This window comes from Streptomyces sp. NPDC012510, assembly GCF_042955065.1.
GTDB lineage: Bacteria > Actinomycetota > Actinomycetes > Streptomycetales > Streptomycetaceae > Streptomyces.
On sequence record NZ_JBIBEN010000017.1, the window covers coordinates 116,403 to 133,128 of the forward strand.

Here is a 16,726-nt window from a genome sequence, read left to right on the forward strand (position 1 = left end):
CTTCCGTGAGCAAGCGAATGCGATAGGGCCGCCGAGCCCCGCCTCCGCGTACCCTTCGTTCCTTCTTCAGCATGCCTGCCTCGGCATGCTCTTCACGGGAGTTCGCCATGTCTGTCTCCACCCTTGCCGCCGCCCGGTCCGTCTGCTCCCCGCTGCTCGTTCTGGGACGGGATGTCACCGTCCCGCTCGTCACCGGCGGTGAGGTCACCTACGCCGCGCTCGACTACGCCGCCAGCGCCCCCGCGTTGCAGCGGGTGTGGGACGACGTGGCGGCGTACGCCCCCTACTACGGGAGCGTGCACCGGGGCGCCGGGTATCTGTCGCAGCTGTCCACCGACCTCTTCGAGAACGCCCGGAAGACCGTCGCCGAATTCCTCGACTGCCGTGGCGACGACCAGGTGGTGTTCACCCGGTCGACCACCGACTCACTGAACCTGCTGGCCGCCGCGCTGCCCGCCGACTGCCAGGTCTTCGTCTTCGAGACGGAGCACCACGCGTCTCTGCTGCCGTGGCGGAACGCGCGGGTGACGTACCTGGACGCCCCGCGCACCCCGGAGGAGGCCGTGGCCACGCTGGAGGGTGCCCTCGCCGGCCGCGGCCCGCAGGGGCCCGCGTTGGTCTGCGTCACCGGTGCCTCCAACGTCACCGGAGAGATCTGGCCGGTGCGCGAGCTGGCGGCCGCCGCGCATGCGCACGGCGCGCGGATCGTGCTCGACGCGGCCCAGCTGGCACCCCACCACCCCGTGTCGGTACAGGAGTTGGACGTCGACTGGGTCGCCTTCTCGGGGCACAAGCTGTACGCGCCGTTCGGCTCCGGCGTGCTCGCCGGGCGCGCCGACTGGCTGCGCGAGGCGGACCCGTACCTCGCGGGCGGCGGCGCCAGCCGGAAGGTGACGCGGCGCACGGACGGCGGCGTGGACGTCGAGTGGCACGAGAGCGCCGCCCGTCACGAGGCCGGCTCGCCCAACGTCATCGGCGCCTACTCCATCGCCTCCGCCTGCAAGGCCCTCACCGAGGCCGGGTTCGAGTCACTGGTCGCCCGTGAGCGGTATCTGATCGACACCGTACGGGCCGGTCTCGCCGAGGTTCCCGAAGTCCGGGTCCTCTCCCTCTTCGGGGACGACGCCCCGCGCGTCGGCGTCCTCTCCTTCGTCGTCGAGGGCTGGAACAGCTCCCACTTCGCCGCCGCCCTCTCCGCCGAGTACGGCATCGGTGTCCGCGACGGCCTCTTCTGCGCCCACCCCCTCGTCCGCACCCTCCTCGGCAGCGACCCGCAGACCCAGGGCGAGTGCGGCGCCCCCGAGGCCGCGCCCGGCGAGCGGTCTCTCAACGCCATCCGGGTCAGCTTCGGGGCCGGCACGCCCGACGAGCACGTGGAGCGGTTCGTCGACGCGGTCAAGGAACTGGTCCGGGACGGCGCGAAGTGGAACTACCGCACGGAGGACGGGCGTTGCGTCCCCGCCGTGTGATCTCCGCGGTTTGATCCCAGCATGTGCCGGCGGGCTCCGCTTCCGGTGCCCGCCGTCACCCGCGCACCCAGGACGATCATCCGCAACGCTCGTTCCGTGGCGTCCGTGAGGAGCTCGCTCGCGCGGACCAGGGCTTCGGCGAGGGCCATAGGAGCGGGCAGGATGCCGCTGCAGGCGTCCACGCCCGGTACCTCGTGCGCCCCCTCACCCAGGGTGCCCGCGAGGGCGAGGACCGGGCGGCCGTCCAGCTTGGCACGGCGGGCCACCTCGGCGGGAACCTTCCCGCGAGGGGTCTGGTGGTCGAGCGCGCCCTCCGCCGTGATGACCAGGTCGGCGCGGGCGAGCCGGGCGTCGAGGTCCAGATGGCTCAGCAGGACCTCGAAGCGGGGGAGCAGCCGGGCCCCCAGGGCGGCCAGCCCCGCACCGAGACCACCGGAGGCGCCGGTACCGGGGCCGGCGTGGAGGTCCGTCCCGGTGGGGGCGAAGTCGCACAGGTCCCGTGTGAGGACGTGTGCCCAGTTCTCCAGGCCGGCCGACAGTTCCTCGACCTGTGCCGGTGTCGCCCCCTTCTGCGGGCCGAAGACCCGTGCGACGCCCCGTTCGCCGCAGAGCACGTTGAACGGGTTGCAGGCGACCAGCAGTTCCACGTCCTTGAGGCGGGGGTCCAGGCCGGACGGGTCGATGCGGTCGAGTCGCGTCAACTCCTGTCCGCCCGGCGGAAGTTCGATGCCCTTCGCGTCCAGGAGCCGCGCGCCGAGCGCCTGGAGGGCGCCGGCCCCGCCGTCCGACGTGCCTGAGTCGCCGCAGCCGATCAGGACACGGCGTACTCCGGTGTCGAGCGCGGCCCCGATCAGTTCGCCGACGCCGTACGTCGTCGTGGCGCCGGGGTCGCGGAGGGCGCGCGGGACGAGGGAGAGGCCCGCGACCGCGGCCATCTCGACGACGGCCGTCTCCGCCCTGGCCGGGTCGGGGGAGCGGTCGGGGGAGCCGAGGAGGGCGAAGTGGGTGTCGACCGGTTCGCCGACCGGGCCCGTGGCGAGCAGGGAGACCAGGCGGCCCCCGGTGGAGGCGGCCAGGGCGGCGGCCGTGCCCTCGCCGCCGTCCACCAGGGGGATGAGGTCCACCTCCGCGTCGGGCACGACCCGGCGGACGCCCTCCGCGATGGCGTCGGCGGCGGCCTCGGCGGACAGGGACTCCTTGAAGCCACTGGGGGCTACGGCGACTCGGTTCAGCATGGTGCTTCAGGGCTCCTGGGTGGTCGTGGTGTCGATGGGGGAGGAGGCGTGGGCCGATGGGGCTCAGGGGGTCAGCGGTACGCCCAGCAGTGGCCATACGGCCAGCGCGAAGAGGACGACCAGGGCGGCGGTCAGCGGGGCCAGGACGGCCGAGAGGCGCAGCAGGTCGCGTGGGGTGTAGGTGGGGGTGCCGGGGAGGTCGGCGAAGAGGGCGACCGGCTTCGCGGAGGCGGGGAGGGTGTGGCAGAAGCCCGCGGCCGCGGTGGAGGCCAGCGCGGCGGCGACCGGGTTGACCCCGGCGCCCACGGCCGCCGCGACGACCAGCGGCACGAGCACCGAGGAGCGCGCCGACCGGGACTGCAGGACGAGATGGGCGGCCGTGCTGACCACCACGACCACAGCCAGGAACACCAGGGGTGTCACCCCCGTGGGCAGCCCGGAGACCAGCCATTTCGCCGCTCCCGAGTCGCTGAGCGCGACGCCCATCGCCATCGTCGCGGCCATGAAGAGCAGCATCGACCAGGGCACGGTCTTCAACGCGTCCTTCAGCCGTACGGTGCCCAGGGCCGGGGAGGAGGCGACGACCGCGCCGATCAGCGCGACCACGGCCGGGGAGACCCGGTGGAGCGGCTCGCTGCACCACAGGACCACGACCGTGGCCAGCAGCAGGGCGCAGCGCGACTCGGCGGGGGACCAGGGGCCGGTCACCGGCTGCTCGCTGTGCGACTGGATCTCCTCGGCCGTGATCCTGACGGGGCCGCGACGGTCCTCGCGTCGGGTCGTCGTCAACAGGACGGCCTCGGCGGCCAGATGGGACGACACGATCGCCAGCGGCAGGCCCAGCAGCAGCCACTCCGTGAATCCGATCCGGTCGCCGGTCGCCTCCCACAGCACCGACACGGTGATCAGATGCGCTCCCGCTCCGATCAGGGTCGCCACCGCCGACAGAAGGATCACGGTGGGAAACAGCAGCGCCAGCATCACGACGAGTCGTTTCCGGTCGGCCAGGGCCTTGGCGAGCGCCAGGAACACCGGCAGCGCGAGCGCCGCGCGGCCCGAGGTGGCGGGCACGGCGAAAGCCGTCACCACCAGTGCGGCCGTCGTCAGGTGAGTGAGCTGTCGTACCGTCCGCGCCCCGGTCACCAGGAACGCCGCCGCCCGCCCGGCGAGACCCGTCCTGGTCACCGCCGCCGCCAGGACGAACGCGCAGATCAGCAGCCAGACGGTGGAGTCGCCGAGGGTGCCGAACAGGGTGTCGTTGCTGATCACCCCGGTGACGGTGAGGGCGAGGCCGGCGCCCAGGGCGATGTAGGTGTCGTCGATGGGGGTGCCGATCCAGGCGGCGGTCGCCAGCGCGAAGACGGCGAGGGTGAGGCGTGCCTCGCCGCCCAGGCCGGCGAGGTTGCCGGGCACCGCGAGGAGCGCGCAGAGGGACAGGGCCATGCAGAGGGAGGCGGCGAGACGGAAGTTCAGGGTCACGTCATCAAGGGTTCAGAGGACGGGTGAGCCCTTGATGAGACCTCTATGAAGGAAACTTCACGTCGACGGCAACCGGTAGCCCATGCCCCTCACCGTTTCCAGTTGCGCGGCCCCCAGTTTCTTCCTCAGCGCCCGCACATACACATCCACGATGTTCGACCCCGGATCGAAGTCGTAACCCCACACATGCGACAGGATCTGTTCCCGCGACAGCACCTGCCCCGGGTGCCGCAGGAACAGTTCCAGCAGGACGAACTCCCTCGCGGTCAGGTCCACCAGGCGCTCCCCCGCCCTCGCCCGCCGCGTCCGCAGGTCGAGGGTGAGCTCGCCGCTCCTCAGCATCGTCACCTCGGGGGCCCTCGCCGCCGTACGCAACCGCAGCCGGACCCTCGCCAGCAGTTCCTCGAAGCGGAACGGCTTGGTCATCCAGTCGTCGGCGCCGCCCTCCAGTCCGGCCACGGTGTCGCGTACGGAGTCCCGAGCGGTCAGCACGATGACCGGGACGGTCACCCGGGCCTCGCGCAACTCGCGCAGGACGGTGAAGCCGTCGCGGCCGGGCAGGCCTATGTCGAGGACGACGAGGTCGAAGCCGCCGGTGAGGGCGTACTCGTAGGCCGTGTCGCCGTCTCCCACGACGGTGGTGGTGAAGCCACCGGCACGCAGGCCCTTCTCCACGAAGGACGCGATGCGTTCCTCGTCCTCGACGATGAGAATGCGGTTCACGGAAGTGCCCCTTCGCCGTCGTTCCGTTTCACGTGCGTGCCTCTTCCAGGGTGAGGACGAAGGTCGCGCCGCCGCCCTCGGTGTCACGCAGCCGTACCCGGCCGCCGTGGGCCTCGGCGATCGCGCGGACGATCGACAGGCCGAGCCCCGCACCGGAGCCACGGGCGCCACGCCGGGCCGTACCGCGCCGGAACCGCTCGAAGATCACCTCGGCGTCCTGCGGCTGCACCCCGGGCCCGGAGTCGACGACGTACAGCTCGATCGACGAGCCCTCGGCGCGGGAGCCGATGCGGATGGTCTGGCCGGTGGTGGTGTGCTGCACGGCGTTCTGGGCCAGCTGGACCATCGCCTGGGTGATCCGCTGGGAGTCCAACTCGGCCTCCACATCAGCGACTTCGGCGAGCTGCCAGTCGCGCTCGCCCAGGGTGCGGGCCTTGACGTAGACATCGGCGGTGAGTTCGGCGAGCTGGACCGGCTCGGGGCTGACGAAGTCGGGCCGCTCGGCCTTGGCCAGCAGCAGCAGGTCCTCGACGATCCGGCTCATCCGGTCCAGCTCGTCGGTGACCAGCCGGACCGTCTCCTCCCGCTCCGCGGGCTCGTCGCCCATCAGCTCCAGATGGCCCCGCACGATGGTGATGGGCGTCCGCAGCTCGTGCCCGGCGTCGTCGACGAACTCCCGCTGCGCGGCGAAGGCCCGCTCCAGCCGGTCGAGCATCGCGTTGAACGTCTCGGCGAGCGCGGCCACGTCGTCCCGCCCGTGCACCGGGATGCGCCGGGTGAGGTCCTGCTCGGTGAGCTGTGCCGCGGCGGACCGCACGACCCGTACCGGCTTGAGGATCCGCCCGGCGACCACCCACGCGATCCCGGTCGTCATCAGCAGGGCGACCCCGGAGATGGCGAGCAGCACCCGGAACACCTCGTCGGCGCGGTCCTTCTCGCTCGCCGGATGGAAGGCGACGACGAACGCCGCGTCCGCCTCGTCCCCGTACCGGGCCACCTCCACCTTCGCCCAGCGGATCTCCCCGGCCGCCCGATCCAGCGTCCCCGTGGAATCGGGCGAGTCGAATATCTTCCGCTGTGCGTCGGCGTCCTTGTACAGCGGCAGCGCGACGGGGATCTCCCGCTGCTGGATGAGCCAGGTGAGGTCGCCGTCGGCCCGGCCCACGAGCCCGATCAGCTCCTCGTCGAGGTCGGCGTTCTGCCGTTGCAGAAAGACCCGCAGCAGCCGCGACGGCTCGGTGAAGGGCCGTCCGGTCTCGGGATCGACCCCCTGCGCCTGGAGGTTGGTGAACTCCCCGGCCTCCTGCGCCAGCAGCTCGTTGATCCGCTGGTCCACGTCCCGCAACAGGATCGACCGCGTCGTCGTCGCCACCGAGGCGAGCGCCACCGCCATCACCAGCAGCAGCCACAGCAGGATCCGGACCCGGGCCGAGACCCGGCGGGCCGACGGCGCCTCAGCCGTCGTCACCGGGTCCGTCGTCGTCGGCGTCCTGTCCGTCCCGCCCGTCCTGCCCACGGTCGTCGTCATCGTCATCACCCGCCGGGCTGTCGGTCACCGGAGGCCGCGACACGACCTCGTCACTGGGCGTCGCCTTCGGCCGCGAAGGCGTAGGACTGGGCGACCCGCTCTCCAACTCCACCTTCGGCGGCACCTTCGGCGCCTCGGGGTTGTCGGTCAGGGCGAAACTGGTCGCGGCGATCCCCAGCGGAATCGCCACGACGGCGGCGAGAGCCGCGATCCGGCGAGAGAAAACCATGCCGACGATCCTGAGGACAGCAACGGCGACCGAGGATGAGCACAAGATGAGGACTTCTTCATCCTCGGCTCATGACAGCGCCTCAGCCGTCCAGCCCGATGGCGAACGCGGCCTCCAGGTCGTGCTGGGAGTAGGTCCGGAACGCCACATGCGTGTCCGTCCCCAACACCCCGGGAATCCTGCTGATCCCGCCCGGGATGACGTCGGCCAGATCGTCGTGCGCCTTCACCCGCACCATGGCGACCAGATCGTACGTACCGGTCACCGAGAACACCTCGCTCACGGAATCGAGCGAGGCGATCGACTCCGCGATCTCCGGAATTCGGTCCACGCTGGTCTTGATGAGCACGATCGCGGTGATCACGGCTGTTTCTCTCCCTCGGGGGCCGGAGCTGGGGCGTTCGCTGGAACATCCACGGGCGCTTTCACTCTAGTCCCACGCCCGTAACGCCCCCACGCGTAGAGGAACCCCAGCGCGAACCCCACCAGATGCGCCAGGTAGGCGACCCCCGGCCCCGAGGTCTGCCGCCCCGCGGCCAGCCACTGCAGGCACACCCAGAACGGCAGCGTCACCCACGCCGGGAACCGCAGCGGAAGGAAGAAGAGGAACGGCAGGAGGCTCGTCACCCGCGCCCGGGGGAACAGGAAGAGGAACGCGCCGAGGACCGCCGAGATCGCCCCGGACGCGCCGACCAGCGACTGCGGCGACCCGGCGTGGGCCGCCGCGTACGCCACCAGCGCGACATAGCCGCAGCCCACGTAGAAGAGGGCGAACTCCACATGACCCATGCGTTCCTCGGTCATCGCCCCGAAGACGAAGAGGAAGAGCATGTTGCCGAGGAGGTGCAGCCAGCCACCGTGGACGAAGAGCGCCGTGAGCGGGGTGAGCGCCGCGCGAGCGGTGCCGTCGAAGAGTTCGGCCGGGACCACGCCCCAGCGGCGGAAGTACGCGCGCTGCGCGACGAGCAACTCGTCGCCGGTGCCGTACGACGGATTGAGGCCGGCGGCCGGTCCGACCAGGAAGATCGCACAGCAGACGGCCATCAGCCCGTACGTCACGGAGGCCGACTCGTTCCGTACGGCCCGTTCGACCGCGGTGCTCCACTTGCCGATCATGAACAGAGCATGACGTAACGGGACCCACCCGCACAGACCGCCTCGCCGCCGGTGGCGATCGGCCTCGCCGGAGCCGCTCCGCCCCGCCGCCGGAGGCGATGGGTACCGGTCAGGCCGTAGGGTTACGAGCCACACGCACCGGGACGCCGGCGCATCACGGAGACTGGAAGAAGGAAGAGCAGCCACGATGACGGTTCCCCTGCCGACGGACACGACCCGCTGGCGCTGCACGCTCTGTGGCAATCTCACGCGGTTCGATGTGACCCGCTCGTCGAAGGTCGTCGAGTACGTTCACCTCGACCTCGCCGGTGAGCCCAAGGTCGAGGAGCGCGACGTGGTCAGTGAGACCATCGAGTCGGTCCGCTGCCGCTGGTGCAACGCCGTGGACCAGGTGGAACTCGTGGACAGGCCGGGCGCCGACTCCTGAGGGAGCCGGCCTCGCACGAACATTTTTTGGGGTGACGGATGGTGGAGACCGAGGGCGGGGGGCCGGGCGACGGCGCCGCTGAGGTGCTCGACCGTCCGCTGCCCGAGGGCGTGCGCAGACGCGTCGTGCAGATCGTCTCCGACGGCTTCGGCGGACTGACCGTCGCCGAACTGCCCGCACAGCTCAGGCAGTACGCCCGGTTCACCCCGAGTCGCCGGGTGAAGTTCGCGGGCAACGCGATGGCCGCCGCCGTGGAGGGCGACACGCTCTTCAGGCAGCGGATCGGGGAGCGGTTCCGGGAGGCTCACCCGGAGCTCTCCGGAGCCCTCGACACGGGCGCGCCGCCCCCGGCCGCGGATCCGCTGGACGTGGCGGCCGCGGCCTATGTGCTGCGCCCCACGGGCTGGGTGAAGCTGGTCGCCGCCGCCGGTGAGGAAGCCCTGCGGGCGGACGCCGAGCGGGCCGACGAGGAGAGCCGGGCCGAGCTGGAGCGGCTGCGCGAGCAGCTCGCCGAGGCCCGCGGCCACACGAAGGCCGAGACGGAACGGCTGCGCGCGGAGCTGGAGTCGGCGAAGCGGGAGGCCGACGCGCTGCACCGCAAGCTCCGGGCGGCCCTCAGCGACGTCAAGCGCGGCGAGGCCGCCCTGCGCAAGCTGCACGCCGAGATGGAGACCGTACGCGCCGAGGGCCACGCCCAGGTGTCCGCCGCTGAGAGCGAGTCACGGCGCCTCAAGGCCCGGCTCGGTGAGGCGGAGGCCGCCCTGGAGGCCGCCCGGCGGGCCGCCCGCGAGGGGCGCAGCGTCGAGGACATGCGCGTACGGCTGCTGCTGGACACCGTGCTGGACGCCGCCCAGGGACTCAGGCGGGAGCTGGCGCTGCCGCCGGTGTCCGTACGGCCCGCCGAGACGGTGGACGCGGTCGAGCCGGGGCGGATGACCCCGAAGGACATCGCCGCCCGCGCGCTGTCCGAGAACGACCCGGCGATCCTGGACCAGTTGCTGGCGCTGCCGCAGGCGCACCTCGTCGTCGACGGCTACAACGTCACCAAGACCGGCTATCCGCAGATGCCGCTGGAGAAGCAGCGGCTCAGGCTCCTCGGTCAGCTCTCGCAGCTCGCCGCGCAGACCGGCGCCGAGGTGACCTGTGTCTTCGACGGGGCGGAGCTGGCCGCGCCGGTGCTGCTGGCGCCGCCGCGCGGGGTGCGGGTGCTGTTCTCCAAGGCCGGCGTCACCGCCGATGAGTTGATCCGCCAGTTGGTGCGCGCCGAGCCGCCCGGCAGGCCGGTCATCGTGGCCTCCACCGACCGCGAGGTGGCCGACGGCATCGCCAAGGCGGGGGCCCGCCCGGTGGCTTCGGCGGTGCTCCTCAAGCGGCTTTCCTGACCCTTCGATCCGGTACGCCCCACCAGCAACAAACGGGCTCTATGTCCGAATTGGATTGAACTGTTGCGCAATGTTGCGTCAACCGAGCGTTACCGCATGTGCGTTGCGTGTAAATTGTGCGCCGTGGGACGGGATTTTTCCTGTGGGGGATTTGAAGTGATCACCGTTCGGTCACTAGGGTCTGGGCTTAAACCTCTGAACGGGTGATCGTCGCCGGAGTCCTCGCCGGCTGGTCGCTCACATGAAGGAGTTCACCTACCGTGGCGTCCCACCGTCGACCTAAGCAGCCCAGCCGTGCGCGTGTGACCGTGCTCACCACTGCCGCCGCCGCTGCCGTGGCCCTGACCTCTCAGGCCGCCAACGCCGCGCCCAGCGAGAAGCCGACCAAGGACGAGGTCAAGGCCAAGGTCGACAAGCTCTACGAAGACGTCGAGCGGGCCACCGACAAGGCCAACGGCGCCCAGGCGAAGCAGGAGAAGCTCGAGAAGGAGATCTCCACGATCCAGGACAACGTCGCCCGGGGTCAGGAAGACCTCAACGAGCTGCGTGAGGGCATAGGCCTCGCGGCCAGCGCCCAGTACCGCTCGGGTGGCATCGACTCCTCGATCCAGCTCTTCCTCTCCGCCGACCCGGACGACTATCTGGACAAGGCCGCCACGCTCGACCAGCTGTCCAGCCAGCAGGTCGAGGCGCTGAAGAAGATCCAGGAGAAGCAGCGCACGCTGGCGCAGCAGCGTCAGGAGGCCTCCGAGAAGCTGGAGGACCTCGCCGACACCCGCGAGACCCTGGCCGAGAAGAAGAAGGAAGTCCAGTCCAAGCTGGCCGCGGCGCAGAAGCTCCTCAACACCCTGACGGCCGAGGAGAAGGCCGCCCTGGACGAGCAGGAGACGCGCGCCAGCCGTGACGCCGGGGACCGCGTCGACCTCGGCAAGGAGGTGCCGGCCTCCGAGCGCGGCGCCGCAGCCCTCGCCGCCGCCGACAGCCAGCAGGGCAAGCCCTATGTCTCCGGTGGCAGCGGCCCCAACTCCTACGACTGCTCCGGGCTGACCCAGTGGGCCTACGCCCAGGCCGGTGTGTCGATCAGCCGGACCACGTACACGCAGCAGAACGACGGCACGAAGATCGGTCGCAGCGAGCTCATGCCGGGCGACCTGGTCTTCTTCAACAACCTCGGGCACGTCGGCCTCTACGCGGGCAACGACACCGTCATCCACGCCCCCTACCCGGGCAAGGTCGTCCGCTACGAGTCGATGAGCACCATCGGTTCCTTCCAGTTCGGTGTCCGGATCTGACGCCCATAACGGCTTGAACACAAGGCCGACCGATCACACTCCGTGACGGTCGGCCGTTTTCTTGTTCAAGATCAGGACACAGAGCCGCCCGAACGGGCGAATTCCCGCACATCGAGCTGACCCCTTCACCCGCTGGTGACCTGGGCTCCGGTCCGGGCGTCACGCTGTGTGCCCGCCGAGGTCTTTGGCTGAGACACGGTCGCGCGGCTACTGTCGGCCGCGCTTCCCTCACTCGCCGTGAGGGCGACCCCGCATCGGGGTCGCCACTCCGGCCCTCGAGGGAGGGCCCTGTCCAGCGTCGAAGGGAGTGCGGCTTCCCGTGGTGTCCCACAGTCGCCTTGTACCGTCCGGGTTCGACCGGGGCGCGGCCGCCGCCCTCGGTGTGCTGTCCGCCGCGGCCGCGGCCTTCGGCGCCGTTCCCGTCCAGCAGGCCGCCGCCGCGCCGCACGACACCACCAGGGCCGAGGTGGACCGGCTGTACGAGGAGGCCGAGCGGGCCACTGAGGCGTACAACAAGGCCGACGAGCGCGCGGACAAGCTGCGCGACAAGATCGGCATCGCACAGGACTCGATCGCCCGGCAGCAGGACCGTGTCAACACCATGCGGGAGTCGCTGGGTTCGCTCGCCGGCGCCCAGTACCGCTCCGGCGCCGTCGACCCGTCGATCGCCCTGCTGTTCTCCGACGACCCCGACGACTACCTGGACACCGCCGCCGCCCTGGACCGCATCAGCGCGCACCAGGCGGGCCAACTCCACGACCTCCAGCAGGCCCTGCGCGACCTCTCCCAGAAGCGCCAGGAGGCCACCGGAAAGCTCACCGAGCTGGAGAAGAGCCGCAAGGCCGTCGCCGCACACAAGCGGATCGTCGAGGGGAAGCTCGCCAAAGCCCGGCGGCTGCTCAACTCCCTCCCGGTCGAGGAGCGCGCCGAGTACGACCGCGCCTCCCGTTCCACCGGCTCCGGCCGTACCGACATGCCCGACCTCTCCGTCGCCGCCGCCCCGCGCGGCCGCGCGGCCGCCGCCGTCGCCGCCGCCCGCTCCGCCCTCGGCAAGCCGTACGTGTGGGGCTCCACCGGCCCCGACGGCTTCGACTGCTCGGGCCTGATGGTCTGGTCGTACGGGCAGGCCGGCGTCGGTCTGCCCCGCACCTCGCAGGCCCAGCGGTACGCGGGCACCCAGGTCCCGCTCTCCCAGGCCCAGCCCGGGGACCTGGTCACCTATCGGGCCGACGCCAGCCACGTCGGCATGTACGTCGGCAACGGCCAGGTCATCCACGCCCCCTATCCCGGCGCCCCCGTCCGCTACGACCCCGTCGGCATGATGCCCGTCACCTCGGTCACCCGGCCCTGACCGCCGTCCGGGCCCCTGCCGTACGCCGGCCGGGCCCGGACGCACTGCCGTACGGCTGCCGGGTCACCGTACGATCGGGAACGTGGCTGGCCCAAGGCGCACGACGCGTTCCCGGTCCGGGTCGGGGGTCCGGCGCGGGCTCCCGGGACGCGGAGCGGTCCCCTCGACGGTCGCTCTCTCCCTCACCCTCCTGGTCGGCTGTGGCGGCGACGCGGTGGGCGACCGGGCCCGCGCCGACGTCGAGCGGATGCTCGACCGGCGGGCCACGGCGGTCCTGGGCAGGGACGAGAGGGCATACCGCTCCACCGAGGCGACGACGGCCACCGTGCCCGGCCAACTGGCCACCGGGACGGCCGAGTTCGTCAACCTTCGCGCCCTGCCCCTGGCCTCCTGGTCGTACGATCTCACCGACTTCCGGCGCTCCGGCGACCGGGCCACCGCCGAGGCGGCCCTGCGCTACCGGATCCGCGGCTACGACAAGGCGCCGGTCACCGCCGTACGGACCCTGACCCTGGTGCGGGACGGCGAGGGCGCCTGGCAGGTCGCCGCCGACGAGCCTTCGCGCAAGGGCACCGAACAGCTCTGGGAGCAGGGGCGGATACGCGCGGTCCGGGGGGAGCGGAGCCTCGTGCTGGGAGTCGGGCGGTCCGAGCGGGCGCTGCGGACGTACGCCGGGCTCGCGGACCGGGCCGTGCCTGCCGTGACCGAGGCGTGGGGCGGGGACTGGGCGCGGCGGGTCGTCGTCCTCGTCCCCGAGTCGCTGGAGGAGATGGCAGGACTGCTGGGGGCGCCCGCGTCCGGGTACCGGGGGATCGCCGCCGTCACGACCGGGGAGGCCGGAGGCCCGGCCAAGGCCCCCGCCGACCGGATCATCGTCAACCCCGACGCGTACGCCGTCCTCGGGGACTTCGGCCAACAGGCCGTCCTCACCCACGAGACGACCCATGTCGCCACCCGCGCCCACACCAACGCCGCCACCCCCCTCTGGCTCTCCGAGGGCTACGCCGACTGGGTCGGCTACCGGGGAACCGGCCGTACGGCGCCCGAGGTGGCCCCGGAGTTGCAGCGGGCCGTGGCGGAGGGGCAGCTGCCTGCCGCTCTGCCCGAGGACTCCGACTTCGGTTTCTCCGGCGACTCCGGCAAGCTCGCCCAGGCCTACGAGGGCGGCTGGCTGGCCTGCCGTCTGATCGCGGACCGCTGGGGCGAGGACCGGCTCGACGCGTTCTACCGGGCCGTCGGAGCCCACGGGGAGCGGGCCGGGGCGGTGGAGGGCGCCCTGAAGAAGGTCCTCGGCACGACCGTCGAGGACTTCACCGAGCGGTGGCGGGCGTACGTGCGGGCCCAGCTCGGCTGATCGGCCTCGGACCGGCATCCGGTCCCCGGCGACACCCGCCCCCTGTGGCTCGCCCTGCTCGCGAACGCGGTGATCCTCGTCCGAGACCCGTTCCACCTCCACCGGTCGGCATCGAAGGTGCGTCCGGCAGACCGTGCTGTGCGGAACTGCGGAACTGCGGAACTGCAGAACTGCAGCACTGGCGTGCAGTTCTGCAGTTCTGCCGCTGTGTCGCCTGCGGCCGGGCCGCAGGCCCCGCCGGGGGCCTCACGGCAGGCGGTGGCACTCCACTCCGCGCGCACGGGCGGGGAGTGCCGGCACGAGCGGTGGGCCGTCGGGTGGCAGGCGGTCGTGGACTCGGCTGGTGTGCCTCGCGGCCGCCGTGCTGCCGACGTCGCCCGCACCGCTGGTGACGCACGCGTTCCGAGCCGGGCCGGCCGTACGGGGCCGACTGCCCCCGGGTACAGCCTGTCGGGGCCCGGGCTGCCCGGGGGCCGTCTGGCGCTCGCGGTGTCCTGGGCGGTGCGGGGCGCGGTCCTCGTGCCGGTGGGCTCAGGAACCCAGCGGCTCCTTGGCGCGGGTCGGCTGACCCGGCAGCGGTGCGGGAGCGGGCCGGGAGACCGTGCCCTGCCACAGCTCGAAGGCGGCGAGGAGGGCGGCGAGGACGAGGAGGCCGTTACGGACGAGGAGGAGGGTGAGGCCCAGCCCGTCGCTGGCCACCACATGGGCGAACCAGATCGGGAACTCCAGGACGGTCACGAAGGACGCGACCAGGACCAGGAGGGCGGGCGGACCCATGCGGCCGGCCCGGAAGCAGAGGCACACGGCGGCGAGACCGACCAGCCACACCATGTACTGGGGGCTGATCACCCGGCTGGTGGCCGTGAACATCAGCACCGCCACAAAGGCGGCGTCCGCGAGGGTGTGCGGGGCGAACCGCCGGGCCCGCACCCGCCACCACAGCAGCCAGGCGAAGGCCACCCCGCTCAGCAGCAGGGCCGCGTCGCTCACGGTGTCGACATGATCGCCGAGGAACTCCACCGAGCCGTAGTTGAGCCGTACCTCGCCGTCCCAGCCGAACTGCCGGGCCACATGGAAGACGAGGGCGCCCAGCGATTCCACCTCGGTGCCCCGGTCGCGCTGGAAGGTCAGAAAGGCGAAGGCGCCGGGCATGGAGACGGCGAACAGGGCGGCCACGGCCAGACCGGTGCCCGCCGCCCACGCCCAGGCCGCCCGCTTGCGGACGCCCAGGAGCAGCAGCGCAGGCCACACCTTCAGCAGGGCGGCGAACGCCGTCAGCGCCCCCATCGCGCGCGGGTGGCGGCTGCCGGCCAGAAGGGCCGCGACCGCCACCGCCGTCACCATCACGTCGTACCGGGCGTACACCGTCGGGCCCAGCAGCGGCAGACCCACCACCCACACCCAGGCCCCTCGCCACGACCTGCCGGGCCGGGCGCCCGCGTGGAGGAGCAGCGCGAGGACGGCCAGGTCGGCGAGGAAGGCGAGGACGAAGAACGCCGACGCGTAGTCCAGGAAGGGCAGCAGCGCGGGAGAGAGGATCGCGAGGGCGGCGGCGGGCGGGTACTGCCAGGTGACGTCGTCCAGGGGATACGTTCCCGCACGCAGGGTCTCGTACCAGCCCCGGTAGATCACCGAGACGTCGGTGGTGACGTCCGGGCCCGGGAAGACGTACACCTTGAAGACGAACAGCAGCAGGAGCAGTCGGGTCGCGCCCCAGAGGGTCAGCAACCCGAACGGGAGCCGTCGAGATCCCGTCATGTCCGTATGAGCCACGTGAGTCCCTGTCCGTCCGCACTCTGCTTCCCGTCTGTGAGGGACATGATCCCCCGTCGGCCTGTGAAGCGGCCGTGAAGCATGGCCGGACCTCGTGCGGATGTGCCTGGCGGCGGTGGGCACACGCCGGTTCGGTAGGGTCGGCGGCGATGCACAAGACCCTGATCGTGACCAACGACTTCCCGCCCCGGCCCGGCGGTATCCAGGCGTTTCTGCACAACATGGCGCTACGGCTGGACCCCGAGCGGATCGTCGTCTACGCCTCCACCTGGAAGCGGAGCCGGGAGGGCGTCGAAGCGACGGCCGCCTTCGACGCCGAGCAGCCCTTCACCGTCGTACGCGACCGCACGACCATGCTGCTGCCGACGCCGGGAGCCACCCGTACGGCCGTGGGGCTGCTGCGGGAGCACGGCTGCACCTCGGTGTGGTTCGGCGCGGCGGCCCCGCTCGGCCTGATGGCACCAGCGCTGCGCAGGGCGGGCGCGGAGCGGCTGGTGGCCACCACGCACGGCCACGAGGCGGGCTGGGCCCAACTGCCCGCCGCCCGGCAGCTGCTGAGGCGGATCGGCGAGGGCACGGACACGATCACGTACCTGGGCGAGTACACACGCTCCCGGATCGCCACGGCACTCACCCCGCGGGCCGCAGGACGCATGGTCCAGCTACCGCCCGGCGTGGACGAGAAGACCTTCCATCCGGGCTCCGGCGGCGCCGAGGTCCGCGCCCGGCTCGGGCTCACCGACCGCCCGGTCGTCGTCTGCGTCTCCCGGCTCGTCCCGCGCAAGGGCCAGGACACGCTGATCCAGGCCATGCCCGCCATCCTCGCCGAGCAGCCCGACGCGGTGCTGCTGATCGTCGGCGGCGGGCCCTACGAGAAGGATCTGCGCCGGCTCGCCCAGGAGACCGGCGTCGCCGGCTCCGTCCGCTTCACCGGCTCCGTCCCCTGGTCCGAGCTGCCCGCCCACTACGGCGCCGGCGACGTCTTCGCCATGCCGTGCCGCACCCGCCGGGGAGGCCTGGACGTCGAGGGGCTGGGGATCGTCTACCTGGAGGCCTCCGCCACCGGCCTGCCCGTCGTCGCGGGCGACTCCGGCGGGGCCCCCGACGCCGTCCTGGACGGCGAGACGGGCTGGGTCGTACGGGGCGGCTCCCCGACGGAGGCCGCCGACCGCATCACCACCCTCCTCGGCGACCGAGAGCTGCGGGAGCGCATGGGGCAGCGGGGCCGCGAGTGGGTCGAGGAGAAGTGGCGCTGGGATTTGCTGGCGGAACATCTCAGGGCACTGCTGTAGGGCAGCCGACCCAAGGGCGCGGGAAACTGCGCGACCAGCCACCGACCAGCCACCGACCAGCCACCACCGCCCGCAG

Annotated in this window: 15 protein-coding genes; 7 read left to right on the forward strand and 8 right to left on the reverse strand. The window is 72.1% G+C overall.

The features are described 5' to 3' along the window. Positions 1-107: 107 nt before the first annotated feature. Positions 108-1,469, forward strand: a complete 1,362-nt coding sequence (locus tag ACFY9I_RS28840) for an aminotransferase class V-fold PLP-dependent enzyme (RefSeq protein ID WP_391006838.1) — start codon at positions 108-110, stop codon at positions 1,467-1,469. Here ACFY9I_RS28840 and ACFY9I_RS28845 read toward each other — a convergent pair. The 7 genes from ACFY9I_RS28845 to ACFY9I_RS28875 form a co-directional block, all read right to left on the reverse strand. Beyond that, on the reverse strand, positions 1,430-2,704 hold the full coding sequence (locus ACFY9I_RS28845; RefSeq protein ID WP_391006840.1) for a glycerate kinase: 1,275 nt from the start codon (positions 2,702-2,704) through the stop codon (positions 1,430-1,432). The genes ACFY9I_RS28840 and ACFY9I_RS28845 overlap by 40 nt on opposite strands. A 63-nt stretch (positions 2,705-2,767) precedes the next feature. Further along, entirely contained in the window at positions 2,768-4,183 is a 1,416-nt protein-coding gene (locus ACFY9I_RS28850; protein ID WP_391006841.1) for an SLC13 family permease, read from the reverse strand. Between the two features lie 57 nt (positions 4,184-4,240). Beyond that, positions 4,241-4,906, reverse strand: coding sequence for a winged helix-turn-helix domain-containing protein (locus ACFY9I_RS28855; protein WP_391006842.1), 666 nt, complete (start codon positions 4,904-4,906; stop codon positions 4,241-4,243). A gap of 28 nt (positions 4,907-4,934) precedes the next feature. Then, on the reverse strand, positions 4,935-6,434 hold the full coding sequence (locus ACFY9I_RS28860; RefSeq protein ID WP_391006844.1) for an ATP-binding protein: 1,500 nt from the start codon (positions 6,432-6,434) through the stop codon (positions 4,935-4,937). Then, positions 6,361-6,663, reverse strand: a complete 303-nt coding sequence (locus ACFY9I_RS28865; protein ID WP_391006845.1) for a small secreted hydrophilic protein — start codon at positions 6,661-6,663, stop codon at positions 6,361-6,363. Before ACFY9I_RS28865 ends, ACFY9I_RS28860 begins: the two co-directional genes overlap by 74 nt. Before the next feature lie 82 nt (positions 6,664-6,745). Then, entirely contained in the window at positions 6,746-7,027 is a 282-nt protein-coding gene (locus tag ACFY9I_RS28870) for an Lrp/AsnC ligand binding domain-containing protein (RefSeq protein ID WP_391006846.1), read from the reverse strand. Beyond that, complete coding sequence (locus ACFY9I_RS28875; RefSeq protein WP_391006847.1) at positions 7,024-7,779, reverse strand: rhomboid family intramembrane serine protease; 756 nt, start codon at positions 7,777-7,779, stop codon at positions 7,024-7,026. The genes ACFY9I_RS28870 and ACFY9I_RS28875 overlap by 4 nt, the downstream gene beginning before the upstream one ends. A gap of 187 nt (positions 7,780-7,966) precedes the next feature. Here ACFY9I_RS28875 and ACFY9I_RS28880 point away from each other — a divergent pair, with 187 nt between their 5' ends. The 5 genes from ACFY9I_RS28880 to ACFY9I_RS28900 all read left to right on the forward strand — a co-directional run bounded on the left by ACFY9I_RS28880 (position 7,967) and on the right by ACFY9I_RS28900 (position 13,585). After that, the gene (locus tag ACFY9I_RS28880) at positions 7,967-8,206 is read left to right on the forward strand and encodes a hypothetical protein (protein ID WP_391006849.1); all 240 of its coding nucleotides are present in this window, start codon (positions 7,967-7,969) and stop codon (positions 8,204-8,206) included. Between the two features lie 38 nt (positions 8,207-8,244). Continuing rightward, positions 8,245-9,588, forward strand: coding sequence for an NYN domain-containing protein (locus tag ACFY9I_RS28885; RefSeq protein WP_391006851.1), 1,344 nt, complete (start codon positions 8,245-8,247; stop codon positions 9,586-9,588). A 302-nt stretch (positions 9,589-9,890) separates the two neighbouring features. Beyond that, a complete protein-coding gene (locus tag ACFY9I_RS28890) occupies positions 9,891-10,880 on the forward strand; it encodes an NlpC/P60 family protein (protein ID WP_391006853.1) in 990 nt (329 codons plus the stop codon). A gap of 319 nt (positions 10,881-11,199) precedes the next feature. Continuing rightward, positions 11,200-12,231 carry an NlpC/P60 family protein gene (locus ACFY9I_RS28895; RefSeq protein WP_391006855.1) on the forward strand — a complete coding sequence of 344 codons (1,032 nt, stop codon included), beginning with the start codon at positions 11,200-11,202 and terminating at the stop codon, positions 12,229-12,231. Between the two features lie 82 nt (positions 12,232-12,313). Continuing rightward, positions 12,314-13,585, forward strand: a complete 1,272-nt coding sequence (locus tag ACFY9I_RS28900; protein WP_391006857.1) for a hypothetical protein — start codon at positions 12,314-12,316, stop codon at positions 13,583-13,585. Positions 13,586-14,116: 531 nt separating this feature from the next. Here the strand turns inward: ACFY9I_RS28900 and ACFY9I_RS28905 are convergent. Next, positions 14,117-15,343 carry a glycosyltransferase 87 family protein gene (locus tag ACFY9I_RS28905; RefSeq protein WP_391006859.1) on the reverse strand — a complete coding sequence of 409 codons (1,227 nt, stop codon included), beginning with the start codon at positions 15,341-15,343 and terminating at the stop codon, positions 14,117-14,119. A gap of 164 nt (positions 15,344-15,507) precedes the next feature. Between ACFY9I_RS28905 and ACFY9I_RS28910 the strand changes: the two genes are divergently transcribed. Further along, positions 15,508-16,650 (forward strand): glycosyltransferase, encoded by a 1,143-nt coding sequence (locus ACFY9I_RS28910; protein WP_391006861.1) that lies wholly within the window; start codon positions 15,508-15,510, stop codon positions 16,648-16,650. Positions 16,651-16,726 lie beyond the last annotated feature (76 nt).

Bases quoted from the DNA above. Each gene is read 5' to 3' on its own strand.
- ACFY9I_RS28865 (WP_391006845.1), bottom strand. From the start codon at position 6,663: ATGGTTTTCTCTCGCCGGATCGCGGCTCTCGCCGCCGTCGTGGCGATT.
- ACFY9I_RS28910 (WP_391006861.1), top strand. From the start codon at position 15,508: ATGCACAAGACCCTGATCGTGACCAACGACTTCCCGCCCCGGCCCGGC.
- ACFY9I_RS28875 (WP_391006847.1), bottom strand. From the start codon at position 7,779: ATGATCGGCAAGTGGAGCACCGCGGTCGAACGGGCCGTACGGAACGAG.
- ACFY9I_RS28860 (WP_391006844.1), bottom strand. From the start codon at position 6,434: ATGACGACGACCGTGGGCAGGACGGGCGGGACGGACAGGACGCCGACG.
- ACFY9I_RS28885 (WP_391006851.1), top strand. From the start codon at position 8,245: ATGGTGGAGACCGAGGGCGGGGGGCCGGGCGACGGCGCCGCTGAGGTG.
- ACFY9I_RS28845 (WP_391006840.1), bottom strand. From the start codon at position 2,704: ATGCTGAACCGAGTCGCCGTAGCCCCCAGTGGCTTCAAGGAGTCCCTG.
- ACFY9I_RS28840 (WP_391006838.1), top strand. From the start codon at position 108: ATGTCTGTCTCCACCCTTGCCGCCGCCCGGTCCGTCTGCTCCCCGCTG.
- ACFY9I_RS28880 (WP_391006849.1), top strand. From the start codon at position 7,967: ATGACGGTTCCCCTGCCGACGGACACGACCCGCTGGCGCTGCACGCTC.
- ACFY9I_RS28905 (WP_391006859.1), bottom strand. From the start codon at position 15,343: ATGACGGGATCTCGACGGCTCCCGTTCGGGTTGCTGACCCTCTGGGGC.